An 18,269-nucleotide genomic window follows, 5' to 3' on the forward strand; every position below is an offset into this window, starting at 1 on the left:
CTCATTCTCCTATATTAGAAATTCACGCGCATGCTCAGGCCTGCAACCCATGCATCATCGACCTCTTTAACACCCGCAGGTTGATGGATATATTGCAAGTTCGGTCTCAACATCACCGCAGGTGACCACTGATAGGTGTAATTCAGTTCAACATTGAGCTCATCACGCTGAACGGGTACATAATCTGCAGCAAGCGCATCGTATTGCTGATAACCGCGAGTTTCATTGAGTGCAATTTGACGATTTTTATAACGATCATTGACGAGATAATTGGCAATACCAAAACCAAATGAGTCATTTGGACGACCATCAAAAGGTCCTTTGTACCAGAGAGCTAATTGCTGCGTACTTTGAACTGCTGTGGTGGCTTTATCATTAATTACGGCATTGAAACTGACGTACAAACCACGCTTTGGATCATTGCCTGTTTGACTCAGTTGTTGTTGTGCATTTATCCAGAAACTATGTTTACCATCATGTACCTTGCCCAGGGTCGCAATATCATTGGCTTGGGCTGTTGAATACAATGCACCGATTTTATATTCGCCTGATAAGCCATTAAAGGCTGCAAGTTTTGGTCGCCATGCCAGTTCGACAGGAATAGTCGCACCTTTGACATGGTCCATATCCAGATTAAACCCATCACGATTGCGATCAGTTTTAATATTATCTGGATTAACTTCGTAGACACCGACACCTAACGTCCATTCAGGTGCAAATTGATATTTAACATTGGCACCCCATAATCCAACAGGTAAGTTGTACCAAATTGAACCAATCGACTTCCCAAGCTGACCACCACACAGTAACAGGTTCTGAAATTCGCATTGCGAGCCATTAAAATCTTCTGACATGCCCATACGGCCAATCTTGAACTGCACCGTATTATCCACAAAGCCCTTTTTCACCCATGCCTGACTCAAACGCCAGATTTTGCCGCGACCATAGATTTCCTGTGAATTGCCTAGTGCGCTAGAACGCGGATCTTTAATTCGATCCAAGGTTACGGCATTACCATCACGTTTGGTGATTAAAAGGCTGGCACTGGTATCTTTCCAGCCCGCAATTTTCTCTAAATCGAAATTAGCACCTAACGACAGTTGTGCAGCATTTTTAAAGGCATTGTCATCGTTATAGCCTCCATCCAAGTTGGTGGCACTTTGACTCATGATCGAGGCAGTAAATTTATAGCCTTCTTTTTCCAATTGCTGACGCTGACCATTCCAATCACCGAGTAACCATTGACGATCCTGTGACCACGGCTGATCCGCAAAACTAGATTGAGCAGCACAGATAGCAACTGCCAGACAGCTCATTTTGAGCAATAATGCATTCGACTTCATATTCGGCCTCCTTGCCGTTTATTTCAGTTTTACAGCTGAACTGAGTTCAGATGTTGCACCTACACGGTCAGTGATCGTTGCTGTCACTGAAGCCACTTGGATTGTTGGTTTCCAAGTCAGCATTGCGGTTCCTTGTGCATTGGTTGCAGCAACCGCTGAACCTAAATAAAGCTCTGCTTCATTTGAATTTACTGATGTGTTGCCAAAAAACTCGACCTGATAACGCTTGTTCGGCTGGCCTTTGACCTCGACTGAAATTTGTCCTTTGGACAAGCTTAATTTCGGTGCCTGAATATTCTGGTTGGGTTGAGCATTACAGCCTTGCTCATCGGGTGTGTTGCAGGTTTTTTGCAAATTGGCAGGATCAATCTTGACCCCATGACCACGTGAACCGACGAAATGTGCATGCTCTAAACCCGGAATATCGAAGATAATCGCACCAACGCGTTGATTCGGTACGCAACTTCCACCCGCCTCACAACGTTTAATGTCTTTGCCATTATTCCAGATTAAGTTTTTGGTCAGAGTAATGTGGGCATTGGCATCTTTTTCAGAGCGGATCGCGATTCCCACCCGATTGCCATGTACTTTATTGCTGTCAAAAATATTGCCCTCACCGGTCAGGTTAAAACCATTGGAGTTATTGGTCAGTTCGTTATAGGCAATGTAGTTGCGCTTACCCCAGTTGATCTGTAAACCATCTGAGTAATTTTCAAATTTATTGCCAATCACGGCATTGTCATTGCCCCACAGAATCTCAATCCCTTGTGATGGTTCAGGATTTGCTGCTGTAGAAATAAAATGGTTATTGGCGACCAAGTTAAATGCTGCGCCACGAGTCAGTTCAAGCCCGTCACCATTGTCCTGAAAGTAGTTGTTCAATACTTTGTTGTTATTGGTGGTGGTCGCTGTAGGATTACCCTTGCCATCATCACCTGTCAGCATCACCCCTGCACCACCATAGTTATGCATAATACGGTTGTTTTGAATCAGGCTATTGCTGGCACGGTTCATCAAAATCCCAATACAGAAATGACGGATTTCTAAGCCTTGGATGGTGACCCCATTAATGTCGCGTAATACGATGCCCGGCAAAGTGGTTGTACGGACATTGGTGCCGAATTGTCCTTCGACTGCACCTGGGCAAGCTTCTACCCCTGTGCCTTTAATATAATTTGATCCATCGACCGCGATAAATTCACCCGTTTTTGCCCATTGTGTACCGATCAATTTTACAGGCGCTTTGATTTCAGGTAATGGACTGTTGACCTTGATTGCATAGGGTGCTTTCCCTACCGCTTGAATCAGAATCTCACTGGCTTCTGTCGGTTTGCGATTGGCTTGTTCAATCGCCCAACGTAAAGAACCTTTATCATTGTCATCTTGATAACGATCGACGATATAAGTTTCTGCTGCTGCCCAACCCGAAACGGCCATAGCGATGGCTAAAGTACTTAAACGTACATAAGTTGTTTTCATGTCTAAAAAATCCTTTTTAAATTATTGTGTCGGTTGAACCGTTTTTAAAAACTGTTTCAGTTGCGTGACGTCAATCTGACCAGGTGCCGAAGCTTCGCCAATCATGCCAAAACTGAAACTGCCACCCATATTTGCAGTGGCAATCCGAGAAATTGTCCCGAGTTTACCCATCGACATAGTGAGCAATGGCTTTTTAGATTGTTGACTGACGTTTAAAGTCGCATTCATCAGGGTAAATACGTCTTGTTTGCTTTGCGGCATCACTGCAATTTTAAGAATATCTGCGCCTAACTCATCCTGCTTGAGTAGGCGCTGGATGATTTCGGCCTCAGGTGGTGTTTTTTGAAAATCATGATTGGACATCACAATCAGCACTTTTTTTGCATGCGCTAATTTGACCGTATTCTTCACAACTTGCTGATCACGGAACATTTCCACATCAAGCATGTCCATAAATGGCTGCTGTAAATACGCTTGATAGGTCTTGCCATAATCTGCATCGCTAATGGTTAGCTGTCCACCTTCATTATGAGTACGAATCGTGGCAATCATCGGCTTAGCGCCCAGAATCTGTTTTAGCTCTTGGCCCAAGGCAATCACTTGCTTGCTATCATTGGCAAAATTGAGTAAATCAATCCGAAACTCCGCGAGATCAGCATCAGGATTCGCGGCAATCACTTTTGCCTGAGCAATTGCCTGCTCTTTGGTTTTGGCTGTGATGGGTACAATAGTTTTGACAGGCAGCTTTGCCAGTTCAGCTAACTCGACCTGCTTTTGTTGATGATCTTGCGCTTGTACGCTTTGAACCATCAATAAGGGGCTCAATGCAAAGATGAATGCTGCAATTTTTTTCCTATCCATGAAGATTTTCCTTTTTTAATATGTCCCTATATAGATATGGAAACCAAAGAGTATGGTGTTTCAAACTCTTTAATAGGTTTTCCACATAAACACTTGTGTGATATCTGATACTCGGAGACGTCATCCGCAACTGTCTGAATCAGGACCAAACCAATAAAATGCATTTTCTGCGATAGCATCGAGACGTGCTGGTCTGGAACGAGTTTTGCGGTGAGCAGCGATTTAGCTGCGCAAGATGGTTGCCCTTGCGTAGCTTCGCTCCTCATCCCGAAATACTTACGAAGCTTTAAACGCTTCTCAGGTCGAGCCGACGGCTTATCCTAAGATAAGATGAGAACTCAATAAGACTCCGCTATTAGCCATAACCCTCAAATATCAAAAAACACGGTTTCATCATCACCCTGAATACGAATATCAAAGCGATAAACCACTTCACCATCCACTTCACTGCGTTTGGCGATTAAAGTCTGGCGACGTACCGCCCATTCAATGCTGTTTAGAATTGGATCATTGGCATTGGCATCCACTTCATCTTCAAAATAAATACGGGTATGCAAACCAATATTGATACCGCGGGCAAAAACTGCGACAGCAATATGCGGTGCTTGAATTGAGCCTTTACGGCCTGCAACAGCGCCCGGTTTTACCGTATTAAATCGCCAGAAGCCTGTTTCAAAATTGGCTCCTGTACGACCCCAACCTAGAAAATGCGGATCGGCTGTTTTACCTTGGGTATCAGCCTGACTTGGATAAACCCCATTGGCATCCGCCTGCCAGATTTCCAGCAATACATCTCGTAATGGCAAACCCAGCCCGTCAAACACTTGACCTTCCAGACGAATCCGTTGACCTTGAGTTTGCTCATCCACCAACTGGTGATTGAAATTATGCTCAAATACTTCGATATTGGCTTGTTGCGGTAGTAGACCGATATGTACATAAGGACCACCCGTTTGTGATGGGGTTTCCTTCAATTCCTGAAAATTCCATGCATTCATCGTATGTCTCCCTTAAGTCAAATCATTTTCAAAATAAGTCGCACGACGACCACGAAGATGAATATCAAAGCGGTAACAACGACTATCTGCTTCAATGAAATTGTTTTTATCTTCCAGTGCGATCAAGGCACGACGTTGGTCTTCAGATGGAATGGTTTTTAAAATCGGGCAAGTATCAATCAAGGTATCGCCTTCAAAATAGAACTGCGAAATCAAACGCTGAGCCCAACCATCTGCAATCAGGGAGAAATGAATATGTGCTGGGCGCCACTCATTAATCCGGTTACGCCAAGGATAAGGGCCGGGTTTAATGGTGCGGAAGATATAAAAACCATTTTCATCAGTTAAGGTACGACCACAGCCCCCAAAGTTAGGGTCCATCGCACCAATAAATTTGTCATTTGGATGACGATAACGGCCTGATGCATTGGCCTGCCACACTTCTAATAAGGCATTTTTCACAGGACGACCAAACTGATCACGCACATATCCATGCACAATAATCCGTTCACCAACAGGTAGACCTTCTTTGGCGTAATTCAAGATCAGGTCATTATCTTTAGGGCCAAAAATACTCGGTGAAAAATGCGGTGATGTGACTTCAGTCAAGGTCTCATTAATTGAGATCAAGGCATTCTTGGGCGAGCGTAATACACTGGTCTTATAACCAGGTGTATATGCTGGCGGATGATCATCGGTATTACGTTGTGGGTATGCCCCTAATGTATGCTTTAACATGCCTGTCTCCTTAATCCTGTGGTTGTGCTGCAACGGGTTGCACGTCGATGCCAAGTTCTTTAAAGACTTCTTCGGCCATATGCATCGCCGCATTGGCTGCGGGCAAACCAGCATATAAAGCACTATGTAAAATCAGTTCCTTTAATTCATCTTTAGTCACACCGTTATTGAAGCAGGCACGTAAATGCATTCTGAGTTCGTCTTCACGACCCAAAGCCAATAAGATGGCAATCGTGACCAAACTACGGGTATGACGTGGCAAGCCTTCACGTGACCAGACTTCGCCCCACGCAAAACGACTAATAAAATTCTGGAAATCCTGATTGAAATCATTGAGGTTCGCTAAAGAGCGGCCGACATGTGTTTCACCCAGTACTTCAGTACGGACTTTCAGTCCTTGTTGATAACGTTGTTCATCATTCATGAAGGTTGCTCCTCATTTTGAAAATATGAGCCTTAAGTTGCATCGGTATGAGCAACGAGAGATTTAACAAAAATTGCGATGGCCGCTGCCGTAGCAGGAATCATCAATAAACTAAGAATGGCGGTAAACGACCAGTCATTGCCCAATAACACTGCACCAATCCATGCACCAAACACGGCACCGAAACGGCCAATCCCAGTCATCCACGCAATACCCGTTGCACGACATTGGGTTGGATAGAAACGTGCACTTAAGGCAGGCATAGACGATTGCGCACCATTAATGGCAATGCCTGCACAGAGCACCAACACAGCCAATAAAGTTGGATTGCTCAGGCTTTGCCCAACAGCAACGGCAAATAAACCTGCAATAAAATAGAAGCCCGAAATAATGCGATTTGGATTAAAACGATCCATTGCCCAACCAATGAACAAGGCACTGAGTACGCCACCGAATTGGAACAATCCGCCGATAAACGCAGCGCGCTCCATGGTTGCACCTGTTTCACGCATTAAAGTTGGTAACCAACTGGTCAGCAAATAAATCACCACCAAGCCCATAAAATAGGTCGACCACAATAAAACCGTGCCTTTGGCATATTGTTTGGAGAACAGCATGCCAAATACATTTTTCTTTTCTGCAACAGCAGACTGTTCTTCTGGAATATGGAAATGTTCGACTGTTTGAACTTTTTCAGGAGCAATATGACTTAAAATTTTGCGGACTTTTGCAGGGTCTTGACCTTTCACGATGAGGAAACGATAGGACTCAGGTAATAAGAAAATCACCAAGACCATCAGAATTAATGGCGTCCATCCACCCAATAAAAACAGACTATGCCAACCATAAGTCGGAATCAGCCAACTGCTGATAAAACCGCCTGTTGCCATACCTAAGTTATAGCCACAGAACATACAGGTCACCAGTAAAGAGCGACTCCGTTGCGGGCAATATTCTGAAAATAAAGTGGTCGCATTCGGCATCGCCGCGCCTAAACCAATACCTGTTAAAAAGCGCAATACCACCAAACTATTTAAGTCTGGCGCATAAGCCGAAGCCAAGGTAAAACCACCAAAAATCAACATAGAGATGGTTAAAACGATTTTTCGTCCAAATCGATCCGCTGTTGGTCCTGAAACCAGTGCTCCAATGATCATGCCACCGAGTGCAGCACTCATGACTGGCCCGAGTTGAGAGCGATCAATGCCCCAATCCTGAGCCAACGCGGGTGCAATAAAACCCATTGCGGCAGTATCGATTCCATCGACAAATACAATGAGAAAACAAATAATTGCGATCATCCATTGATACTTGCTCACAGGTGCCTCATTAATCAGTGCCTGTGCATCCATACTGTTTTTTTGGGCAGCAAATTCCTGTGCCATAGTTGCCTCCTTGTAGGCGAATTCCTTTCTAACCCTTCTGGTTATATGTTTTGAATAAACTTGGACAATGTCTGATTGAACACTTGCGGTTGTTCAATATTGGATAAATGCGACGCCGCCAAGATTTCAAGCTGACTGGTTGCAATGAGTTGATGCGTAAACTCTGCATCTTGAACCGTTGTGACAGGATCGTACTGCCCTGCAATAATTAAAGTGGGAATCTGAATTTGAAGCAGTTGATCTCGAACATCAGCATCCGCTAAAGCACGACATGCATTGACATAACCCGGTGCAGGTGTCAGCGCAAGACTTTGAATCGTCTTTTGCGCTAAAACATCATGCGCATAATCAAAATGTTCACTAAACCAACGTGTATGCGTGGTCTTTACAATTTCGGCCAAGCCGTTTTGTTCAACACTCTCTGCACGGCTATTCCACGCTTCGGCAGTACCAATTTTTGCAGCTGAATTTGCCACGCTAATACTGTGAAAACGTTCTGCATGATAGATCGCTAAAGCCAATGCAGTAATCCCGCCCATTGAAATGCCACAGAAATGAACTTTTTCAATGGCTAAGGCATCTAGAATATCGATCACATCTTCTGCTAGGTTTTGCAAGGTCGTATCGGCAATGACTGCGCTTGCACCATGTCCACGTGTGTCATAGGTGATGACCTGATAATGCTCAGCCAAAGCTGTCACTTGCGCCTGCCACATACCATGATCAGTTCCCAAAGAATTAGAGAACATAATCACAGGTGCATCTTTCGAACCTTGCACTTGAACGGCAAGCGGATGTCCTTGGCGATTATTGATATGCGTGATCATGTGCCTACTCTCCTTTTGCTGCGTGTAGCACGGCATCAATTTGCGCCTGAATATTTCCCAGATAAGTTGCTGGCTGGAACAGCTCATCCAAGGCCTGATCATTAAAATGAGTGTTGACTTCATCCATGCTGGATAACACGATTTTTAAATGCTGCTGTTGAGCAACCGCCTGCTGACATGCTTGCTCAACCAGATGATGCGCATTCATACGCCCAAGCTTTGGTGCCAACGCCATCATTACCGCTTCGGCCATGATCAAACCTTGTGTACATTCAAGATTGCGTTGCATTGCCTCTGCATTGACTTGCAGATGCTCAAGCACATCGCAGCTACGTTCTAAAGCACCCGCACATAACTGGAAAATTTCTGGGATTGCCAGCCATTCTGCATGCCATGCACCCAAAGCACGCTCATGCTCTTGCAGCATGCTTTGATAGACACTCGCCATTAAGGCAGGCACACGATTGGCTGCGGCAAGAATTGAGGCTGCGGCAACAGGATTACGCTTATGCGGCATGGTTGATGAACCACCACGCCCTTTTGCTGCTGGTTCAAAAACTTCTGCGATTTCAGTTTGCATCAGCAATGACCAGTCTTTCGCTATCTTGCCAACATTTCCAACGATCAAAGCAAGCATACTGGCAAGTTCAACCATACGGTCGCGTTCACCATGCCAAGTACATTCTGGTACGGTTAAATGAAGTTGCGCAGCAAAAGCTTCAACTACCGCTGAACCTTGATCTTGTAAAGATGCCAGTGAGCCTGCTGCACCACCGAGTTGTGCAGTCAATACACGACTTTTCATTGCCTGTAAGCGATCAAGATCACGTTTCAAGGCTGCTGCCCAACGCGCAAATTTATGTCCCAAAGTAATCGGCAACGCTTGCTGTAACCAAGTCCGTCCAATCATGACCTGATGGCGGTATTGCTGGGCTTGCGTTAAGGACGTTTGATAGGCCTGTTGCAGTTGCTTTTCGATCAATGCCAAAGCATCACGACTCTGCAAAATCGTTGCCGTATCAATGATGTCTTGACTGGTCGCACCCCAATGCACATAGCGAGCAGCATCTTCATCCTGCTGTTTCACCAAAGCAGTGAATTGCTTGACCAATGGAATCGCCACATTACCTGCCAGCCCTGCTGCTGTAGCCAACGCATCCAAATCGATTTGTGTTACGGCATTTTGGCCGACCTGTTCAATCATCGTTGCCGCTGAAGCAGGAATCACATTGACCTGTGCCTGAGCTTTGGCTAAAGCCACTTCGGCTTGAATCATATAACTCAATAAAGCTTGATCACTAAAAATGGTAGTGACTTCAGGCTGATAAAATAAGCTGGCGTATAACTGGCTCATGACAGACCTCACTCAACACGTTGAATAATCAAGGCAATACCCTGACCAACACCAATACACATCGAACACAGGGCGTACTGACCTTTGATTTGTTCAAGTTGATTCAAGGCGGTTGTCACCAATCGCGCACCAGAGGCACCTAAAGGATGACCTAACGCAATCGCACCGCCATTCGGATTAATTCGTGCATCATCATCCGCCAAACCTAAATCACGAGTGACGGCTAAAGCTTGTGCTGCAAAAGCTTCGTTTAGTTCAATCACATCCATTTGTTCTAGCGTGAGATTGGCCTGTTTTAGTAATTTCTTGATGGCAGGCGCAGGTGCAAAACCCATAATCCGTGGTTCAACACCGACAGTGGTGGCTGCAATGATTTTGGCACGGGGTTTTAATTGATATTTTTCCACCGCTTGATCCGAAGCAATGAGCAAGGCAGCAGCGCCATCGTTAATTCCAGAGGCATTGCCCGCCGTGACGGTACCTTCGGCTTTAACCACACCCTTAAGTTTAGTTAGTGCTTCTAAAGTCGTTGATGCACGTGGATGCTCATCTGCATCTACCACAATCGCATCACCCTTACGCTGTGGAATACTGACAGGCACGATTTCATTGCTGAAGAAGCCTTTGGCTTGTGCAGTTGCAGTACATTGCTGGCTGTTTAAAGCAAACTGATCTTGATCGGCACGATTAATGTTGAATTGTTCCGCCACGTTTTCCGCGGTTTGTGGCATGCTATCCACACCATACCGTTCTTTCAGTTTTGGATTGATAAAACGCCAACCCATGGTGGTATCTTCAATCTTTTGACTACGTCCAAAAGCACTGTCAGATTTACCCATCACATAGGGCGCACGGCTCATACTTTCCACACCACCCGCAATAATCAGATCAGCCTCATTGGCTTTAATGGCACGGGCAGCCATGGCAATGGCATCCAGTGATGAACCGCATAAACGGTTCACTGTGGTGGCGGGCACTTGATAAGGCAAGCCTGCCAATAGTGCAGACATACGTCCCACATTACGGTTGTCTTCACCCGCTTGGTTGGCACAGCCATAGATCACATCATCGACGTGTTGCCAATCGACACTTGGGTTGCGTTGCATCAAAGCCTGAATTGGAATGGCACCCAAGTCATCAGCACGTACAAGTGCAAGACCGCCAGCATAACGACCGAATGGGGTACGGATAGCATCAATGATATAAGCGTTTTTCATGTGTTTTTCCCTTTAATCCATGTCTGGCTCATTTAGACTCAATTTCGCTCTAAGTGTTTCGCGGCGGCGACATGGATGTCGCCTGTTGGACTGTGGTATATGGATATACCATCAGTCCAACAAAGATTTTTGTTACTTTTCATCTTTGAAAAGTAAGATCTCGCCTATACAAAAAGCTTTTGAGCATGACCATAATTTGTGGCAGTGCTGGTTTTATGGATCAATTGCATCAATCAGTTTTGCACCCGTCAAAGCTTGCAATTCCTCAAAGCTCAGACCGTCTACTTTCTCAATCACTTTTAAACCGTCAGCAGTCACATCAATCACACACAGGTCGGTATAAATTCGATCGACACATTTCAATCCTGTTGCTGGATATGAAAGCGCTTCAACAATCTTCGGTTCACCTTGCTTGGTGTTGTGATCGGTGGTGATAAATACTTTCTTGGCACCTACTGCTAAATCCATGGCACCACCGACTGCAGGAATCGCATCTGCTGCACCAGTATGCCAGTTGGCCAGATCACCATTGGCTGCCACTTGGAAAGCACCCAATACCGCGATATCTAAATGCCCGCCACGCATCATGGCAAAGGAGTCGCCATGATGGAAAAAGCTGCCCACCAGTGAGCATTGGTGACGTATTCTTTACCTGCATTGATCAGCTCAGGATCTTCTTCACCTTTGGCAGGCGGTGGCCCAAATGCCAGCAAGCCATTTTCCGAATGCAGGAATACATCTTTATCCGCAGGAAGATAATTGGAAATCTTGGTTGGTAGGCCGATGCCTAAATTGACATAAGCGCCATCAGGAATATCTTGTGCCACACGTTCAGCAATTTGGTCACGGCTTAGTTTTTGATAGCTCATGTTTATGCTCCTGCACCAATCGTCGCATCAACAGCGACCACATGCTGGACAAAAATCCCTGGGGTAATGATATGTTCAGGATCAAGTTGACCGAGTTCGACCAGTTCAGACACTTGAGCAATAGTGACATCCGCCGCCATCGCCATGATTGGGCCAAAGTTACGCGCAGATTTGTTGTAGACCAAATTGCCCCAGCGATCGCCTTTGTGTGCTTTGATCAAAGCAAAATCGGCTTTGATCGGATATTCCAGTACATAGTCTTTACCCTCGATATGACGGGTTTCTTTGCCTTCCGCCAAGAGTGTTCCAAAACCTGTTGGGGTAAACACAGCACCGAGTCCCATACCTGCCGCTTGAATACGACACGCCAGATTGCCTTGTGGCACTAACTCCAATTCAATCTTGCCCGCACGGTACAGTTCATCGAAGACCCATGAATCAGATTGACGTGGGAAGGAACAGATGATTTTACGTACCGCACCTGTTTTAAGCAGTTTGGCCAAACCATAATCGCCATTACCAGCATTATTATTGACGATGACCAAGTCCTTGATCCCGAGTTCGATTAATCCATCAATCAATTCAGCGGCTTGTCCTGCGGTGCCAAAGCCACCAATCATGATGGTGGCGCCATCCTTGATTTGTGACAATGCCTCAGTCAATGAGAGCTTACTTTTATCAATCATCTACCTACTTCCTGTACGATGCATCACTCGTATTTTCATCCTGAAAACCGATGAAATTAAGTCGAGTGTTTTGTTCGGATTTCTTCTATTTATTCTTGATAAATTCTGTGCTGAGTTCTAGGTTTAAAAGTGCATTTTGTTCGATGATTAATTTTTATGTTCGATGATCGAACATTATCCAAGTAAAATAGTCATCTTTCGCTTAGAATGTTTTATACAGAACCCGTTTTAGCAAGGATGTCTAAATTATGGAAAATGATCAGGAAAAGAATCCACGTTTGATTCATCATAACGAAAGTAAAAAGACCATTCGGCATGAAGACTTTATTGCAGGAATCACTAAAGGCTTAGCAATTTTGGAATGCTTTGGGCCTGACCGTCATCGTCTCAACATGAGTACCGCAGCAGAAAAAACAGGCATGACACGTGCTGCTGCGCGACGGCATTTATTGACGTTAGAATACTTAGGCTATTTGGATTTCGACGGACATTATTATTATTTATCGCCCAAGATCCTTAAATTCTCTGGGGCTTATTTAGATGGCTCCCCACTTCCTAAAATCTGTCAGCCTTTATTAAACCTTTTAACCAATCAAACTTCGCTGATTTATTCGGTGATGGTTTTAGATGGTTATGAAGCGATTACCATTGCCCGTAGTGCCGCTCATCAACAAACCGATCGGGTCAATCCGTACGGTTTACACTTAGGCAATCGCCTTCCTGCCCATGCAACCTCTGCCGGAAAGATTTTACTGGCTCATTTAACCCCTGAAGCACAAAAGCGATGGTTAGAAAAATACCCGTTAAAACGTCTAACCAAATATACCCATACCGAAACTGGTCTATTTTTAGAATTACTGCATGAAATCAAAGAGCAAGACTGGTGCTATTCCTGTGAAGAACACGAATTGGGCGTGCATGCTGTGGCCGTACCGATTTATGATTCCAATGCAGCCGTTGTTGCTGCCTTAAATATCGTATCCCCCACTATGCGCACCACCAAAGATTATTTAATTGCCCATATTTTACCTTTACTACAAGAAACAGCTCGTGACTTACGTCAAGTGATTTAATCAGACAAAAAAAAGCCACATCTGGAAATGTGGCGAAAGGTGTATTGCTGCTACGGCTTATGTCCGTATCTTTAAATTAATCACCTTTGCTTAAATGAACATTAATTTAGTGAACATTCATTATATTTTTTACTAGTACATCGATATTTCAATTTTTCAGTACAAGCTTATGTCAGCAAAATATTAAATTCAGAAATGAAGCGACACACGTTTTAAACTAAATAATTTTTAGAAAAAAGGTTTAGATCCAACTAATATTTAACACTATTCACCTTATTTGATATGTATTTCACACAATATAAAGCTTGGCCTTAAATGTTATTTTTTGTATAAAAAAACAACATCATGTAACAAACACATTAAATTTGAAGTTTATGCATCACGCATATCCTCTTATAACTAAACAACTTGTTGATATATAAATAATTTAATAAAAACAATACCTTGAAAACCTATTCATTTGTATTCGCTAGAGAAGCATAGTATTTTAAAAAAACATGAAAAATAAATAAATTCAAACCTAAAGAAAGATAGATCGAATAATAAAAGTGAGATCGAAAAATGATTGAATGGTTACAAGGCGAATTAAAACATAGTCCAGAGATTTTATTGTTCTTATCTTTGGCAATCGGTTTCTGGATTGGTCAATTTCAATTCGGAAAATTTCAGTTCGGTGGTGTAGCAGGTTCCCTACTTGTTGCAGTCGTGTTAAGTCTAATCGGTGTCCCTGTTGATAATGGGGTTAAGGCCATTCTATTTGCATTATTCATTTATGCAGTTGGTTTTGAAAGCGGTCCCCAGTTTTTTAAATCTCTCGGTCCCCAATCAATTAAAGAAATTCTGTTAGCTGTCTTTATGGCAGTCAGTGGCTTAATTACGGTATTGGTGATGGCAAAGCTGTTCCACCTTGATAAAGGCTTAGCAGCTGGGCTGGCCGCTGGTGGCATGACCCAATCTGCAATTATCGGTACTGCGGGTGATGCGATTTCCCGCCTCGATCTCCCTTTAGCTGAGATTCAAAAGCTGCAAGCCAATGTCGCCATCGGCTATGCCGTGACTTATATTTTTGGTTCACTGGGTGCCATTATTGTCTGTGTGAATATCCTGCCTAAATTTATGGGCAAAGAAATTCACGATGATGCTTTAAAAGCACAGTCTGAACGTCTCAAGGGTGCTTTTGAATTAGCGCCTGGTCAAGAACTTGCAATGCCTGAAATTGTTGGTCGCATCTATAAAGTCAAACAAGCCAATGGGCAAACAGTGGCAGAGCTTGAAGCTCAACAAAGCAGCATCACCATAGAAAGACTAAAACGTAAAGATCAGTTTGTGGATGTTGCACCCGAAGTTATTTTGCAAACCGATGATGTACTGTTATTGGTCGGACGTCGTGCCAGTGTGGTGGCTGTTTCAGACCAAATTGGTCCTGAGTTACAGTCCTCACAAGGCATGGAAATGATTATGGACACCACCGATGTGATCCTGCGAAATTCCAAATATATCAATCGTAGTTTGGGTGATATCAAAGCCAATACGCCTGCCTATTTAAAGCATGGGATTTACGTACTGGCGATTAAACGTAACGATGAAACCCAAAGCTTGAGTGATGATACCGTGCTGCAACAAGGTGATGTCATCACCGTTTATGGCACCAAAAGTGACCTTGATCGTTTAGTCAAAGAAGCAGGTACAGCACTGCCAGAAAGCTTAAAAACCGACTGGATTTTCCATGGTGCAGGTCTGGTTGTCGGCTTACTGATCGGTCTGTTTGTAATGCGTATTGGCGATGTCCCTCTAACACTGGGTGCAGGTGGCGGTGCGCTACTCTCAGGCCTTCTATTTGGTTGGTTACGCAGTCGCAATCAGGTTCATGGCAACATGCCTTTAGCCGCATCACAACTGCTTAAAGATTTGGGTCTGGCAGGATTCGTGGCTGCAGTTGGCTTGCAATCAGGTCTACAAGCCATTCAAACCATTAAAGATAGTGGTCTGTCCCTATTTATGATTGGTGTTGTGGTTACCTTAGTTCCACTGATTCTGTCCATGCTTTTCGCACGCTACGTGCTGCGTTATGACAACGTTGCGGTTATGGCAGGGGCATTATCAGGTTCACGCAGTGCCAACCCAGCCTTTGGTGCGATTTTAGATAAAGCAGGAAATTCCATTCCCACGGTTCCATTCGCCATTACTTATGCACTGGCAAACGTATTCTTGACCTTGCTTGGCCCCCTCATCGTCGGCCTTGCCTAAAGATAATTTGTATTCAATCACTTATTGCGTCAACTATAATTAAGGAGACTTCCCATGGGGAACGTTGATTATTCAAAATACTCAAAACTCAGTCCATTCGAACTCAAGGATAATTTAATCGAACTTGCCCAAAGCAAAACAGACAGAATGATGCTGAATGCAGGACGCGGCAATCCGAACTTTTTAGCCACCATTCCACGTCGGGCATTCTTCCAATTGGGGCTATTTTCAACCACCGAATCAGAGTTTTCGTTCTCTTATATGCCTGAAGGCTTAGGCGGCTTCCCTCGCCCAGTTGGTCTGCAATCTCGCTTCGATAACTTCATTATGCACAATCGGGATAAACCTGGTGTGGTCTTTCTCGGCAAAGCCATTTCCTATGTCCGAGATCAGCTTGGCTTAGACCCAGATGCTTTTCTACTGGAAATGGTCGAGGGAATTTTAGGTTGTAACTACCCTGTTCCAGACCGAATGTTGCGCATCAGCGAATCAATTATCAAAGAATATATATTGCGTGAAATGGGCGTCCAAGGGATGCCTAAAGAGGGTTTGGACTTGTTTGCTGTCGAAGGTGGAACGGCGGCAATGGCCTATATTTTTAACTCTTTAAAAGAGAATAAAATTATTGCCAATGGCGATCGGATTGCAATTGGCAGCCCCATTTTCACACCCTATCTAGAAATTCCAAAACTGAACGACTATCAGCTAGAAGAAGTCCTCATTGAAGCCGATCCAAACCTTGGTTGGCAATATCCTGAATCTGAACTACGAAAACTGGAAGACCCATCGATTAAAGCCTTCTTCCTCGTCAATCCAAGTAACCCTCCTTCAGTAAAGCTGAGTGATGAAGGCTTGGCAATCTTGGCTGATATCGTGAAAAAACGACCTGGCCTGATTATTTTAACGGATGATGTGTACGGTACTTTTGCAGACAATTTCAAATCACTGTTTGCGATCTGCCCAGACAATACCATTTTGGTCTATTCATTCTCGAAATATTTTGGGGCAACCGGTTGGAGATTGGGCGTGATTGCGCTCTCAAACAATAATATTCTGGATCAAAAACTGGCGGCACTGTCGAAAAAAGACAAGAAAGAACTGGAAGAACGCTATTCATCTTTAACTACCGATCCAGCCAAGATCAAATTTATTGATCGTCTGGTCGCGGATAGCCGCAATGTGGCCCTCAACCACACGGCGGGTCTTTCTACACCACAGCAAGTACAAATGATCCTGTTTGCCCTGTTCAATATGATGGATTCGCAACAGAACTATAAAAAAGCAGTCAAATCCGTGGTGCGTGAACGTGATGCGGCTCTATATCGTCAATTGGGGGTTGCAGTCCCATCTGATCCAAACTCAGTCGATTACTATACTTTGGTGAATTTAGAAAATACCTCTCGAACCCTCTATGGCGATGAGTTTGCAGATTGGGTCATGAAAAATAAGAATCCGACCGAATTATTATTCCGCGTTGCTGATGAAACAGGTGTGGTGCTCTTACCTGGTTCTGGCTTTGGGGTACAGCATCCTTCTGCCCGTGCGTCATTGGCCAATCTGAATGAATACCAATATGCTGCCATTGGAGACTCGTTAAGACGTTTTGCCGAAGAAGCCTATCAAGAGTACTTAAAAACCAAGAAAGGCAAAAAATAAATCCGAATCAATGTTCATGATCAATAAAAAAAGCAGCTTCAGCTGCTTTTTTTATACTTTCAGAATCAAAATTTTAAATTAAAGATCAAGTACCAGCTTTTTACCTTTAGCCCGCGATACACAGATCATCATCGATTGCTGTGAGGCTTTTTCATCATCGCTCAGATATTGGTCAAAATGCTCAGCTTCACCTTCCAGAATCGTCGTTTCACACGTGCCACAGACTCCTTCACGGCATAAACATTCCACATCAATATTGAGCAATTCAATTGCTTGTAAAATGGTTTGATTGCCTTGCACTTCGACTTGCTGATTGGATTTTGCCAAGACCACCGTAAATGCTTCACCTTCTTCGGGTATCGTAGATGCAAACTGTTCCCAATGGATATATTCATCGCGGTAACGATGGTAATTACAACGATCGATCACCGCATCAATCATTGGTTTAGGTCCACACACATAGACGTGCGTGCCTTTCGGTTGAGCGCCAATCAGTTGATCGAGGTCCAGACATTTTCCATCCGAATCGATATAGCTAAAAATATGTTCAGCATGTTTTTGCTTGAGTTCTTCCAACAGTGCCGCATGCTCTGGTGAACGGTAGGCATAATGCAATTCATAGTCGACACCACGCGCAGCCAACTCATCCATTTGTGGTACAAATGGCGTAATCCCAATTCCACCCGCAATCAAAATATGTTTCTCACCATCTGCCGCCAATGGAAATAGGTTCTTGGGTTCAGAAATCAGAATTTCACAGCCTTCATTGCACTGATCATGCATATAGACTGAACCACCTTTACCTTCAATATCTTTACGGACACAGACTTGGTAAGTTGATAGATCTTGAGCACAGCTCATCAGTGAATAGGCATTGGACAGTTGATCATTCATTTTCACAATGATATGACTGCCACCATTGAATTGAGGGAAATTTTGTCCGTCCTGACGTTTAAATGTAAACCGTTTGATCAGTGGTGTTAGTTGTTCTACCCGTGTGACCACTGATGCAAACATTTCATAATGACTAGCCATGTCTAAATCCTCTTTACCGCCTGCTGCTCATCTAAGCATTTTCTAATTTTAAGTGCATATTGCCTGTTGACCCTCGG

The 18,269-nt window shown here is 44.0% G+C and carries 15 protein-coding genes and 1 pseudogene; 3 read left to right on the forward strand and 13 right to left on the reverse strand.

Annotated elements, in window-relative coordinates; all coding sequences use genetic code 11:
* Positions 1-14: 14 nt before the first annotated feature.
* The 12 genes and pseudogenes from NG55_RS03075 to NG55_RS03130 all read right to left on the reverse strand — a co-directional run bounded on the left by NG55_RS03075 (position 15) and on the right by NG55_RS03130 (position 12,181).
* A complete protein-coding gene (locus tag NG55_RS03075; RefSeq protein ID WP_065342293.1) occupies positions 15-1,343 on the reverse strand; it encodes a carbohydrate porin in 1,329 nt (442 codons plus the stop codon).
* An 18-nt stretch (positions 1,344-1,361) separates the two neighbouring features.
* Entirely contained in the window at positions 1,362-2,822 is a 1,461-nt protein-coding gene (locus NG55_RS03080; RefSeq protein WP_065342294.1) for a right-handed parallel beta-helix repeat-containing protein, read from the reverse strand.
* Between the two features lie 21 nt (positions 2,823-2,843).
* Positions 2,844-3,632 carry a type I 3-dehydroquinate dehydratase gene (aroD, locus tag NG55_RS03085; RefSeq protein WP_407638696.1) on the reverse strand — a complete coding sequence of 263 codons (789 nt, stop codon included), beginning with the start codon at positions 3,630-3,632 and terminating at the stop codon, positions 2,844-2,846.
* Positions 3,633-4,051: 419 nt separating this feature from the next.
* Positions 4,052-4,681: a protocatechuate 3,4-dioxygenase subunit alpha gene (pcaG, locus tag NG55_RS03090; RefSeq protein WP_065342296.1), complete on the reverse strand. Its 630-nt coding sequence runs from the start codon at positions 4,679-4,681 to the stop codon at positions 4,052-4,054.
* Positions 4,682-4,693: 12 nt separating this feature from the next.
* Complete coding sequence (gene pcaH / locus NG55_RS03095; RefSeq protein WP_004806145.1) at positions 4,694-5,419, reverse strand: protocatechuate 3,4-dioxygenase subunit beta; 726 nt, start codon at positions 5,417-5,419, stop codon at positions 4,694-4,696.
* A gap of 10 nt (positions 5,420-5,429) precedes the next feature.
* The gene (gene pcaC / locus NG55_RS03100) at positions 5,430-5,843 is read right to left on the reverse strand and encodes a 4-carboxymuconolactone decarboxylase (protein WP_023270418.1); all 414 of its coding nucleotides are present in this window, start codon (positions 5,841-5,843) and stop codon (positions 5,430-5,432) included.
* 32 nt (positions 5,844-5,875) lie between these two features.
* Positions 5,876-7,228, reverse strand: coding sequence for a 4-hydroxybenzoate transporter PcaK (locus tag NG55_RS03105; protein WP_065342297.1), 1,353 nt, complete (start codon positions 7,226-7,228; stop codon positions 5,876-5,878).
* Positions 7,229-7,269: 41 nt separating this feature from the next.
* Positions 7,270-8,055, reverse strand: a complete 786-nt coding sequence (gene pcaD, locus NG55_RS03110) for a 3-oxoadipate enol-lactonase (RefSeq protein ID WP_065342298.1) — start codon at positions 8,053-8,055, stop codon at positions 7,270-7,272.
* Between the two features lie 4 nt (positions 8,056-8,059).
* Positions 8,060-9,409, reverse strand: coding sequence for a 3-carboxy-cis,cis-muconate cycloisomerase (locus tag NG55_RS03115; protein WP_065342299.1), 1,350 nt, complete (start codon positions 9,407-9,409; stop codon positions 8,060-8,062).
* An 8-nt stretch (positions 9,410-9,417) separates the two neighbouring features.
* Positions 9,418-10,626, reverse strand: coding sequence for a 3-oxoadipyl-CoA thiolase (pcaF, locus tag NG55_RS03120; RefSeq protein ID WP_065342300.1), 1,209 nt, complete (start codon positions 10,624-10,626; stop codon positions 9,418-9,420).
* Between the two features lie 213 nt (positions 10,627-10,839).
* Positions 10,840-11,495, reverse strand: a pseudogene (locus NG55_RS03125) (3-oxoacid CoA-transferase subunit B).
* 2 nt (positions 11,496-11,497) lie between these two features.
* Positions 11,498-12,181, reverse strand: a complete 684-nt coding sequence (locus tag NG55_RS03130; RefSeq protein ID WP_065342301.1) for a 3-oxoacid CoA-transferase subunit A — start codon at positions 12,179-12,181, stop codon at positions 11,498-11,500.
* A gap of 248 nt (positions 12,182-12,429) precedes the next feature.
* Between NG55_RS03130 and pcaU the strand changes: the two genes are divergently transcribed.
* The 3 genes from pcaU (at position 12,430) to NG55_RS03145 (ending at position 17,157) form a co-directional block, all read left to right on the forward strand.
* Positions 12,430-13,254, forward strand: a complete 825-nt coding sequence (pcaU, locus tag NG55_RS03135) for an IclR family transcriptional regulator PcaU (protein ID WP_065342302.1) — start codon at positions 12,430-12,432, stop codon at positions 13,252-13,254.
* 561 nt (positions 13,255-13,815) lie between these two features.
* A complete protein-coding gene (gene aspT / locus NG55_RS03140) occupies positions 13,816-15,501 on the forward strand; it encodes an aspartate-alanine antiporter (RefSeq protein WP_016542898.1) in 1,686 nt (561 codons plus the stop codon).
* Positions 15,502-15,555: 54 nt separating this feature from the next.
* On the forward strand, positions 15,556-17,157 hold the full coding sequence (locus tag NG55_RS03145) for a bifunctional aspartate transaminase/aspartate 4-decarboxylase (RefSeq protein WP_065342303.1): 1,602 nt from the start codon (positions 15,556-15,558) through the stop codon (positions 17,155-17,157).
* Positions 17,158-17,235: 78 nt separating this feature from the next.
* On the opposite strand, the gene cntB is transcribed toward NG55_RS03145, so the two are convergent.
* Complete coding sequence (gene cntB / locus NG55_RS03150) at positions 17,236-18,192, reverse strand: carnitine monooxygenase, reductase subunit CntB (protein WP_065342304.1); 957 nt, start codon at positions 18,190-18,192, stop codon at positions 17,236-17,238.
* Between the last annotated feature and the right edge of the window lie 77 nt (positions 18,193-18,269).

It is taken from the genome of Acinetobacter gyllenbergii (assembly GCF_001682515.1).
Taxonomy (GTDB): domain Bacteria; phylum Pseudomonadota; class Gammaproteobacteria; order Pseudomonadales; family Moraxellaceae; genus Acinetobacter; species Acinetobacter gyllenbergii.

Bases quoted from the DNA above. Each gene is read 5' to 3' on its own strand.
- pcaC (WP_023270418.1), bottom strand. From the start codon at position 5,843: ATGAATGATGAACAACGTTATCAACAAGGACTGAAAGTCCGTACTGAA.
- pcaU (WP_065342302.1), top strand. From the start codon at position 12,430: ATGGAAAATGATCAGGAAAAGAATCCACGTTTGATTCATCATAACGAA.
- pcaD (WP_065342298.1), bottom strand. From the start codon at position 8,055: ATGATCACGCATATCAATAATCGCCAAGGACATCCGCTTGCCGTTCAA.
- NG55_RS03115 (WP_065342299.1), bottom strand. From the start codon at position 9,409: ATGAGCCAGTTATACGCCAGCTTATTTTATCAGCCTGAAGTCACTACC.
- cntB (WP_065342304.1), bottom strand. From the start codon at position 18,192: ATGGCTAGTCATTATGAAATGTTTGCATCAGTGGTCACACGGGTAGAA.
- aroD (WP_407638696.1), bottom strand. From the start codon at position 3,632: ATGGTTCAAAGCGTACAAGCGCAAGATCATCAACAAAAGCAGGTCGAG.
- NG55_RS03130 (WP_065342301.1), bottom strand. From the start codon at position 12,181: ATGATTGATAAAAGTAAGCTCTCATTGACTGAGGCATTGTCACAAATC.
- pcaF (WP_065342300.1), bottom strand. From the start codon at position 10,626: ATGAAAAACGCTTATATCATTGATGCTATCCGTACCCCATTCGGTCGT.
- pcaH (WP_004806145.1), bottom strand. From the start codon at position 5,419: ATGTTAAAGCATACATTAGGGGCATACCCACAACGTAATACCGATGAT.
- aspT (WP_016542898.1), top strand. From the start codon at position 13,816: ATGATTGAATGGTTACAAGGCGAATTAAAACATAGTCCAGAGATTTTA.
- NG55_RS03075 (WP_065342293.1), bottom strand. From the start codon at position 1,343: ATGAAGTCGAATGCATTATTGCTCAAAATGAGCTGTCTGGCAGTTGCT.
- NG55_RS03105 (WP_065342297.1), bottom strand. From the start codon at position 7,228: ATGGCACAGGAATTTGCTGCCCAAAAAAACAGTATGGATGCACAGGCA.
- NG55_RS03145 (WP_065342303.1), top strand. From the start codon at position 15,556: ATGGGGAACGTTGATTATTCAAAATACTCAAAACTCAGTCCATTCGAA.
- NG55_RS03080 (WP_065342294.1), bottom strand. From the start codon at position 2,822: ATGAAAACAACTTATGTACGTTTAAGTACTTTAGCCATCGCTATGGCC.
- pcaG (WP_065342296.1), bottom strand. From the start codon at position 4,681: ATGAATGCATGGAATTTTCAGGAATTGAAGGAAACCCCATCACAAACG.